Source organism: Leisingera sp. ABD4_442, assembly GCF_056160905.1.
On record NZ_JBSWYB010000068.1, the window covers coordinates 1 to 9,335 of the forward strand.

General features: G+C 61.2%; 7 protein-coding genes, 1 tRNA gene and 1 pseudogene. 6 read left to right on the forward strand and 3 right to left on the reverse strand.

Annotated features, from left to right (window positions below; all coding sequences use genetic code 11):
• Together ACXAHG_RS23105 and ACXAHG_RS23110 are read left to right on the forward strand one after the other, a co-directional pair.
• The coding region (locus ACXAHG_RS23105; RefSeq protein ID WP_475061115.1) for a PA14 domain-containing protein at positions 1-1,126 on the forward strand (1,126 nt) is incomplete at its 5' end.
• A gap of 610 nt (positions 1,127-1,736) precedes the next feature.
• Positions 1,737-2,136 (forward strand): annotated as a pseudogene (locus ACXAHG_RS23110) (transposase); the annotation flags it as partial.
• Between the two features lie 225 nt (positions 2,137-2,361).
• Here ACXAHG_RS23110 and ACXAHG_RS23115 read toward each other — a convergent pair.
• The 3 genes from ACXAHG_RS23115 to ACXAHG_RS23125 all read right to left on the reverse strand — a co-directional run bounded on the left by ACXAHG_RS23115 (position 2,362) and on the right by ACXAHG_RS23125 (position 4,387).
• Positions 2,362-2,438 (reverse strand) — tRNA-Arg (locus tag ACXAHG_RS23115).
• Between the two features lie 35 nt (positions 2,439-2,473).
• A complete protein-coding gene (locus ACXAHG_RS23120) occupies positions 2,474-2,950 on the reverse strand; it encodes a GNAT family N-acetyltransferase (protein ID WP_475039407.1) in 477 nt (158 codons plus the stop codon).
• An 84-nt stretch (positions 2,951-3,034) separates the two neighbouring features.
• The gene (locus ACXAHG_RS23125) at positions 3,035-4,387 is read right to left on the reverse strand and encodes a sensor histidine kinase (protein WP_475061118.1); all 1,353 of its coding nucleotides are present in this window, start codon (positions 4,385-4,387) and stop codon (positions 3,035-3,037) included.
• 422 nt (positions 4,388-4,809) lie between these two features.
• Between ACXAHG_RS23125 and ACXAHG_RS23130 the strand changes: the two genes are divergently transcribed.
• The 4 genes from ACXAHG_RS23130 (at position 4,810) to ACXAHG_RS23145 (ending at position 8,892) form a co-directional block, all read left to right on the forward strand.
• Positions 4,810-6,231, forward strand: coding sequence for a methyl-accepting chemotaxis protein (locus ACXAHG_RS23130; protein ID WP_475039404.1), 1,422 nt, complete (start codon positions 4,810-4,812; stop codon positions 6,229-6,231).
• A gap of 110 nt (positions 6,232-6,341) precedes the next feature.
• On the forward strand, positions 6,342-7,094 hold the full coding sequence (locus tag ACXAHG_RS23135) for a 5-oxoprolinase subunit B family protein (protein WP_475039402.1): 753 nt from the start codon (positions 6,342-6,344) through the stop codon (positions 7,092-7,094).
• Entirely contained in the window at positions 7,091-8,122 is a 1,032-nt protein-coding gene (locus tag ACXAHG_RS23140) for a 5-oxoprolinase subunit C family protein (protein WP_475061121.1), read from the forward strand. Before ACXAHG_RS23135 ends, ACXAHG_RS23140 begins: the two co-directional genes overlap by 4 nt.
• Positions 8,119-8,892 carry a LamB/YcsF family protein gene (locus ACXAHG_RS23145; protein WP_475061123.1) on the forward strand — a complete coding sequence of 258 codons (774 nt, stop codon included), beginning with the start codon at positions 8,119-8,121 and terminating at the stop codon, positions 8,890-8,892. The genes ACXAHG_RS23140 and ACXAHG_RS23145 overlap by 4 nt, the downstream gene beginning before the upstream one ends.
• The last annotated feature ends 443 nt before the right edge of the window (positions 8,893-9,335 follow it).

The following is a 9,335-nucleotide window of genomic DNA, read 5'->3' on the forward strand; positions in this document are numbered from 1 at the left end:
TGACGCCCGCTTCGAGATTGTCGGCACCACCCTCAAGCTGAAGGACGGCATCAGCCTCGACCATGAGGCCGAGCCCACGGTCGAGGTCACCGTCACCGCCACCGACCCCGGCGGCCTTGCCAGCAGCAGCAGCTTCACGATCACCGTCAGCGATGTCCCGGTTTCCCCTGCGACTGTAACGGTCAGCACGGGTTTTCTTGTGGAACAGATCGCAGTTGCCGATGGGGTTCTTGGCCTCCTCGGAGTGGACTACGGCAGTGCGCCAGTGGATGATTTCTACACATCGGCCATCGACTTCCCGAGTACCCCTTTCTCTTTCTTTGACGCCACGTCAGCCGATGTTTTTGCAACCCGTGTCACCGGGCGCATCGAAGTGGAAGACCCGGGCAGCTACGAATTCCGCCTGACAAGCGGAGATACCGTCGTCATGTGGATTGACGGGGATCCGGTTGTCATCAATGCGGTCGAAGGGCTGGCCTCCGTGCAGCTTGGAACGTCCAGCTTGAGTGCCGGCGAGCATGAAATTGTCATTCACCATCTCGATCTCAACGGGGATGCAGAAATGACTCTGGAATGGCGCGGCCCGGGCGAGACGGATTTCAGCCTGGTCACGCCGAGTACAACCGGCACGATCGAGGATGACGATGACGCAGGCTTCATAGTCGATATCGACACTGGAACCAGCAGTCTTTTAGGGGTCAAGCTGACAGATGTGCCTGACAACTGGGTGATCAGTTCGCAGGACAATGCGGGGGTCCCGGCCGATGGAGAACTGGACGTCACAGGCTGGGACTTGTCGCAGCTTAAAATCGCGCCGGCTACCGGCGATTTGGGTGCCGTATCAATCAATGTCGAGACGACCCTGCAGGCAGCGGATGGAGAAATCGAAACATCTGCCAGCAGCTTCGATGTAACGGTTGTTCCGGAAAACGGCATCGTGCTTGATCTCGATCTTGGACTGGGCGGGCTCCTGGCGCCACCCCCGCCTGATCTGAGCCTTTTGGCCCAAGCCTCTTTGCCGGAAAGCGGAGACCTCGCAGATCCTAAAATCGAAGACGTAATTGAAACAACTGATCAGCCTCCTGGTGCGCACATTTTTCCTGGCGCAGAACTGGATGTGATTTAGCCTGTCTGAAAGTCGAAACGCCGGACAATGTGGAGACCGCAACCAGAGGGGCTTTGACGAGCGCGCTGGCGGGTGTGACGAGTTTGCGAGCGGCGGGCGTGATAATGACTTTGTGAGGTTTGCCTGCATCGCGAAGCCGGTCGGTAAAGACTTTCAGGACCGGATTGCGATGGCGGGCAACGTTAGCGCCTGGAACATCACATGCCGCAGAATTCGCCGTCCCGCCGCCGGTAATGCGCTTGCCTTTCAGTGCGCCGCTGCCGTGTGCAATGGGAGCGAGGCCAGTCAGAGCGAAGGCCTGTTCTCCCGGGAGATGGCCAGGCAAAGGCGTTCGCCATTGTGCCCGAACCAGTGGCGCATCAATGGCTCACTCTGTCCGGGTGGGAATTGCCGGGTCCGGACGCCCGCTGCATCCAACGCTGCCCATAGCCGCCATTCCTGTCCACCGCCGCTCGGGAAAACGGTCCCCCGGATCGTTCTCTGTTCCTCGCAGCACTCAAAACAAAAGGGCGCATCCTGCGGCATGGCCACCCTGACAACTTTCTCGTCACCATCCGCAGTGTTTGACCGCTTTGCGCGCTCACCATTTGGTATGCTCAGGATTTAATCCGGGGGATCAAATCAACTGAAAAGGGGCGGCATGAACTCCAAGCAGCATGCCATCTGTAACAGCCAGGGCCGGCCGCTCAGATTGTTCGTCGCCGCCGGGCAAGTCAGCTGGTACATTGGAGCACGGGCACTGCTATGCAGCTTGCCGAAGGTGAAGTGGCTCCTTGGCGATAAAGGCTACGGCGCGGGCTGGTTCAGAGAAGCATTGAACGACAAAGGGATACGCGCATGCATCCCTGATCGGAAAAAGCGAAAAAAAGCAGGTCAGATACAGCAATCGCCGCTACGAACACCGCGACCGCCCCTCTCGGCGATGCTTTGCGTTGCCTACCGGCAGTGGATGCCCAAAGGTGTTTTTCTACGCCATCGCTCTGGCTGCAACGGTCACCGGCTGGCTCTGAAACTCAAAGTGTCCAGACCCTGCGTGAGGTTGCGCCAATCCTGAACACGCTCATGAGCTGAGATTTTCCGGGTGGCGCCCTGGGGCCGGTCGAGGGGGGAAAGTGTATTCTCCCTGAGCCTTTCCTACTCTTAATTTCACTTGGCATTTTCCACTTCACACAGGGTATGCATCAAAACCCCTAGAAGTGTGCAAGGCTATGCCTAATTGGCAGTTTTGGACGGTATGGCGATCCCTTGAGGACTCGAACCCCAAACCTGCTGATTAGAAGTCAGCTGCTCTATCCAGTTGAGCTAAGGGACCGCTTGAGGCCTGTTATGACAGCCTTGGGCCAGGGGTCAAGCGGCTGTGCGCAGATCCAGGTGCATGAAAACGGACCAGGGATCTTCGGCATAACTGCCAAAGGGGCCGCATTGGACAAACCCGAAGGACTCATAGAGCTTGCGCGATGGCAGGAATTCGGTGGTGGAGCCGGTTTCCAGATAGACCCCTGCAGCCGCTTCCTTGCGGCACTGGTCCAGCAGGAAGCCCAGCATCGCACGGCCGGCGCCGCCGCCGCGAGCCTCTGCTGCGGTGTGCATGGACTTCAGCTCCAAGAAGCCGTCGCCAAGGGTTTTCAGCGCCCCCATGGCGATCGCCTGGCCATTCTGACGCAGCAGGTAGAACTGCACGTCAGGGTCTTCCAGCCCGCTGGTCCCCAAGGCGTGGCAGCTTTCGGCAGGGGATTGCGCCGCCATCTGCTCCAGGTGGCGGCGGATCAGGGCGGAGGCATCCGGTCCAGCCGGGTCGGAGAGGCTGATGTCAAAACGGGGCATAGGCGGCAACTCCTGCGTTAGGGGCGAATCCGGATGGCAGCGATCCGCTCCCGGGCACAGAAAGTCAGCCGGCCGGTTGCAGTGTCAAGCCCGTCCGGAGCCGCCGTCCTCCCTTGCCGCTGCCGGGCGTGCGTGTTTGGGCCAGGTAAAACGGACTTCGCAGCCCTCGCCTGGGGCGGAATGCAATGCGATTGCGCCGCCGGCTTGGTCCACATGCTTCTTTACCAGCGCCAGACCGATTCCGCTGCCTTCGACCGCGTCGCGGGATTTGAGCGTTTTGAACATTTTGAAGACTTGTTCGTGAAACTGCGGGTCGATTCCCGGGCCGTCATCGGCAACAGAAAATTCGTAGTTGGTGCCACACTCCCGGGCGCTGAGGCGGATCAGCCCGGTGCCGGTTTCACTATGTTTGATCGCGTTGGAAATCAGGTTGGTGAAAACCTGTTTCAGCGGCACGACCGGCACCTGAAGGCTGCTGAAGCCGGGATCCGTGGTGATCGTAAACCCCTGGGGCTTGTCGACCAGCAACAGAACTTCGCGGATCAGGTCTTGGCCGCTGACCAATTGTTTGTATGTGGCGTCTGTTTTACGTCCCGCACGTGCGTATTCATGAAGGTCATCCAGCAGCCGTTCCATCCTGGATACCCGCGACAGCATCAGCTGCAGATTCTCGCGGCTGTCTTCGTCGAGCATGGGATCCAGGTCTTCTTCCAGCCAGCGGGCGGCATTGGCGATCACCCGCAGCGGCGCCCGCAAGTCGTGAGAAGCGACATAGGCGAAATCGTCGAGGTCCCGGTTTGAGCGGGACAGATCCTGGATCAGCCTGTCGTTCTCCGCCTCGGCCTGCTTTTTACTGGTGATGTCTCGGACGATGCCGCTGAACAGGTGCAAGCCGCTGGAACGGATCTCGCTCACGGACAGTTCAAGCGGGAAAATACTGCCGTCCTTGCGCAGGCCTTCGACCTCCCGGATGGTGCCTATTATCTTCTTCTCGCCGCTTCGGCGGTAGTGTTGCAGGTAGCTGCCGTGTTCTGCGCGGTAAGGTTCTGGCATCAGCAGAGTGAGGTTCTTTCCGATAGCCTCCTGTGCGGAATAGCCAAAAATTTCCACACACGCGCGGTTATAACTATGGATGGTGCCGTCGCTGCCGGCGGAGATCATGCCTTCGACTGTATTGTCTTGTATTGCCGCCAATTCGCTTTGTTTGCGTTCCAGGGAAATCTGGATGGATTTCTGCCGCGCGACGATAAAGGCAAAGGTCCAAAGCGCAACAATTGTTAAGGCCCTGTTTGTCAGGACAATCCATTCATGAATTCCGATCCGGTGAAAGATAACATAGCCGAGAACTGTGAGTGTGCTGCCCGCAGCGGCATAGAGGTATGCCTTTCCGGGAGTGCCACCCCAAAGCGCGCAAAGGACCACTGCCGTATAGATCAAGCCGCCTGCCACGCCCAGCGGGGTCAGATAGTCAAACAGAAACCCGGCAATCACCAGCAGGGTTGCACAAACTTGATACCCGGGGGCAATAGCTCCGAGCCGGAAGTCGCGCCGCTGACCGGTGGTGTGCTTGGCATAGGTCATATCTGCTGCCCCTTGCTGCTGCCGTGCAGGCCCCAGGGCGGGGGACCGCAAAACCAGGGGCTTTTTCTGCAACTGCGGAAAAATTGTTCATGCAGACAACAGTATAGAGGCCATATGTAAACATGTAGTCAATCTATTGCTGTTTGGTTGGCGCTTAATGCAACTCTAAGGTTGTGCGCGAGACTGCAACCCGGGCCGCGTGCATTAAGATTTTTCTGTTGGTTTCACGCTACTCAATGGCCGAGTCATTGAGAATCAGAGACGCGCGGAGAAATTCATTGTTTTTCAAATCCAAGGCGGCCAAGCCCGCAGAGACGGGCTGCAGCGGCAAGATCATCGGGGAAATGGTCAACCGCACGCAGGCTACGGTTCAATTTAATCCGGATGGCACGATCCTGACTGCGAACGAAATCTTTCTGTCCGCAATGGGATACAGGCTGGAGGAAATTGAAGGCAAGCACGAGTCGATGTTCGTGGCCGAAGGCCTGTCCGCCAGTCCGGACTATCAGGCGTTCTGGCGGGAACTGGCGTCGGGCAAAGTGATCACGGATCAGTTTCCCAGGGTGGCCAAGGATGGTTCCACGGTCTGGATCCAGGCCACATATGCGCCTGTACCGGGGCCGGATGGGGCAGTTGAACGTGTAGTGAAAGTGGCGACCGATGTCACTGTGCGGCGGCTGGGATTGCAGGAAATCGCCCGCGGTCTGGAGGCTATGAGCCAGGGCGACCTGGGGGTGCGGGTCACCTTGTCGGAGCAGGCTGATATTGCGGCGTTGGGCGAGGCCTTCAACCGGTCTGCAGAGCAGCTGGATACTGCCATCGGGGCGGTCACTCAGGTATCGCAGGCGGTCGGCCGCACGGCAGATGAGATTTCGCGATCCGCCGGCGACCTGTCTCAGCGCACCGAAAGCCAGGCCGCAACGCTGGAGGAAACAGCTGCTGCGATCGAGGAGTTGACCAGCACAGTGCATTCTGCGGCAGAGGGCGCGGGCAAGGTAGAAGGTATCGTCGGCGATGCCAAGACGGCAGCAGAGCGCAGCGGCAAGGTGGTGAGTGACGCCGTGGATGCCATGTCCGAAATTGCAAACTCCTCGGAAGAGATAGCCAAGATCATCGGCATGATTGACGACATCGCCTTTCAGACCAACCTGCTGGCGTTGAATGCCGGGGTCGAGGCTGCGCGCGCGGGTGAGGCCGGCCGTGGATTTGCTGTTGTCGCATCCGAAGTGCGGGCGCTGGCGCAGCGCTCGGCCGGGGCGGCAGGCGAGATCAAGCAGCTGATCAGCCAGAGCAAGCAGCAGGTCGCCAGCGGTGTGGATCTGGTGGGCCGCACCGGCGCGGAGCTGAAACAGATCATCGAAAGCGTTGGCACAATCTCCACCCACATTAGCGGCATCGCCACTGGCGCCAAGGAACAGGCCACCTCGCTGAGCGAAATCAATCTTGGGGTGTCGCAGCTGGATCAAGTGACCCAGCAGAATGCCGCGATGGTGGAGGAAACCTCTGCCGCCAGCCGCCAGCTGTCGGCAGACGCGGGCCAGCTGACCCGGGAAGTGTCCAAGTTTAAGGACGGCAAGGCTGCTTCCGCTGCTGCCTCTGGTGATGTGCTGGCGTTCCGGCGTCCGGCTTCCGCCGCCCCGGCCGCAGATGGGTTTGCCGGCGCAGCCATTGCCGCGGCGCAGGGCTGGGACGACTTCTGAGACGGTCCGGCAGCATCGCTTGCTGCCGGCGCAGCGGCTTGCCCGAATTGACGTGTTGACACTCCCCGCCTGCGCCGCAACGCTGGCCGCAAAAATGACGGGGTGAAAACATGAACAGCCATGATGCCGCCGCCTATCCGCTGGTCCGCCGGGCCGGGCTGAGCGGGCTGCTGGTCAGCTTTGATGAAAGGCTGAGCGAGTCGTCAAACCGGGCCGCTTTGGCGTTCCGCACTGCGGTGGAGGAACTGGCATTGGATGGCGTGGTGGAAACCATGGCCTCGCTTGCCTCAGTCTTTGTCCGGTTTGAGCCGTCGGTGCTGCCGCACGACAGGCTGGAGGCTGCGCTGCAGGATTTGGTTGCCGCGCGGGACTGGCTGCAGGCGCCGCTGCCGGCCGGGCGGCGGTTCTGGCGGGTGCCGACGGTTTACGGCACCGACCTGGCGCCGCAGCTGGCAGAGGCCGCCGATGCCGCAGGAATGAGCGAGGCGCAGGCTATCGATAGCCTGAGTGCGGCACGGGTGCGGGTGCTGACCATCGGTTTTGCGCCTGGCCAGCCCTATCTCGGCTCGCTGGGACCGGAGTGGAACTTGCCGCGCCAGACCGAACTGACCCCGATGGTGCCGCGCGGCGCGCTGGTGCAGGCGATCAGCCAGTTCGTGCTGTTTGCAAACCCGGCGCCAACCGGTTGGCGCCATGTCGGCCAGACCGGGATGACGGTGTTCCGGCTGGAGGCGGAAGAGCCCTTTGCCTTGCGGCCCGGTGACGAGATGCAGTTTGAGCCGGTCTCCAAGCCGGAGTTTCTTAATCTATGTAGTGCCGATCCGCATCTGGGCGGCGCTACGGCTGAGGAGATCCAGTCATGAATGGCCTCAGGATCCTGCGGATTGGCCCGGCGGCATCGGTTCAGGACCGTGGCCGGCCCGGGCTGCTGGGGCAGGGGGTATCCCAAGGGGGGGCGGCGGACCCGTTGGCTTTGGCTGAGGGCGCGGCGCTGCTGCGCCAGGATCCGGGCCTGGCAGCGCTGGAAATGGGCGGCATGGGCGGCGAGTTCGAGGCAACCAGGCCACTGCGCATCGCCTTGACCGGCGCACCGATGGCTGCGGCGCTGGACGGCGAAGCGCTGGTCTGGAACGCCTCGCACCGGATGGAAACGGGGCAGCGCCTGACCATCGGTGTCGCCCGCGCAGGCGTTTACGGCTATTTGCATCTGGGCGGCGGCATTGCCACGGAACCGCTGCTAGGCGCGCGCGCCGTGCATCTGATGGCCGGGTTGGGCAGGGCGGCTGAGGCCGGTGACCTGCTGCCTGCCGGGCCGGATCCGAACAGCGAAACCGGGCTGGTGCTGGAGGCCGAGGACCGGTTCAAGGGGGGCGAGCTGCGCATTGTCGAAAGCTTCCAAAGCCACTTGTTTTCCGAGGCGGTCCGGGCCCGCTTTGCCGCCACGGCTTTCAGCCGTGGCAGCCGCGCCAACCGGATGGGGGGCGAAATGGTCTCGGACGGAGTAGGGTTTGCCGCCGAAGGCCAGCTCAATATCCTGTCCGAGGTGATCCTGCCCGGCGACGTGCAGATGACCGGCGACGGCAAGCCCTTTGTGCTGCTGCGCGAGTGCCAGACCACCGGCGGCTACCCGCGGATCGGCACCGTGCTGCCCTGCGACCTGCCCAGGGCGGCGCAGGCCCAGGCCGGAGCGGCGCTGCGCTTCCGATGGATCAGACTGGAAGACGGGCTGGAGATCCAGGCCGCGTTCGAAAAGTTCCTGAAAGGCTTGCCCGCGGCCTGCCGCCCGCTGGTGCGCGACCCGGCAGCGCTCCGCGACCTGTTGTCCTATCAATTGATCAGTGGCGCTGTCTCGGCGGAAGCCGACCCGTTTGCAAAGGGAGAAACCACATGAGCAAGACTGTCGATCTGAACGCCGATATGGGTGAAAGCTTCGGTCCCTGGAACATGGGCGATGACGCGGCGCTGCTGGATATCGTCTCCTCTGCCAATATCGCCTGCGGCTTTCACGCGGGGGACCCGGATGTGATGGCACAGACCATGGCACTGGCGTGGGGCAATGGGGTGGGGATCGGTGCCCACCCTGGGTTCATGGATCTGCAGGGCTTCGGCCGCCGTAAGATGCAGGTGCCGCACGGCACCCTGGCCAATATGATCCGCTACCAGTTGGGCGCCGCCCGGGGTATGGCGCAGGCGGCAGGCGCTGAAGTCCGGCACCTGAAGCTGCACGGCGCGCTCTCCAACATGGCCTGCGTCGATCATGAGATGGCACGCGCCTGTTACGAGGCGGCGCTGGATGTGGATCCAGGCATCATAATCATGGTGCTGGCCGCCACCGCCATGGAAGAGGCGGTGCGCGATCTCGGCTGCAACTGGTGCGGCGAGATCTTCGCCGACCGGGCCTATAATGATGATGGCACTCTTGTCGACAGGTCGCTGCCGGGCGCTGTCATTCATGACCCTGACCTGGTCGGCCCCCGCATCCTGCAGATGGTTCAGGAGGGCGCGATCATCACTGAAAGCGGCAAACGCATCCCGGCAGCTATCGACACCATTTGCCTGCACGGTGACACAGCAGAGGCGGTGCAGCTTGCCGCCTCCGTCCGTAGCAGTCTGACCGCAGGAGGAATAGCGGTCCGGCAGTTTCCGGGTCGTCGAGGCTGAAACCGGGCAGGAGCTATGCCGGAGCACGGGGTCGTGCGGTTTTTGACCGCGCACCCGGAAAAAAGCCCAGGAAACGCAAAGCTAGTGCTATCGGATTCGGTGCCGCGCGAGTCGCTGGACTCTTATGCGCTTGTATGCGTGGAGGGTCTCACCCCAACATATAGTGGAGCGTAGATCAGAAGCAGTTTCACCTGTGTTATTCCATCCTGGTGACTGCTTGCGTTCTTTGCACGACATTAGTGTTTGTGAAGAGGTAAATCATTGAATTATATGGAAATAACCATGTTTAGCGCAAAAAGTCTCAGAAACTTCAAAAAAGGGGTTGCGACTCTCCTGCGCTAACCATAGAACACCCCTCACCGGCGGCGCTGAGGCGCAGCTGAGACACACCGGACGGGGCGGCGGCGACGCAGCGGGGATCGGGAAACGGGCCGGAGAGACGG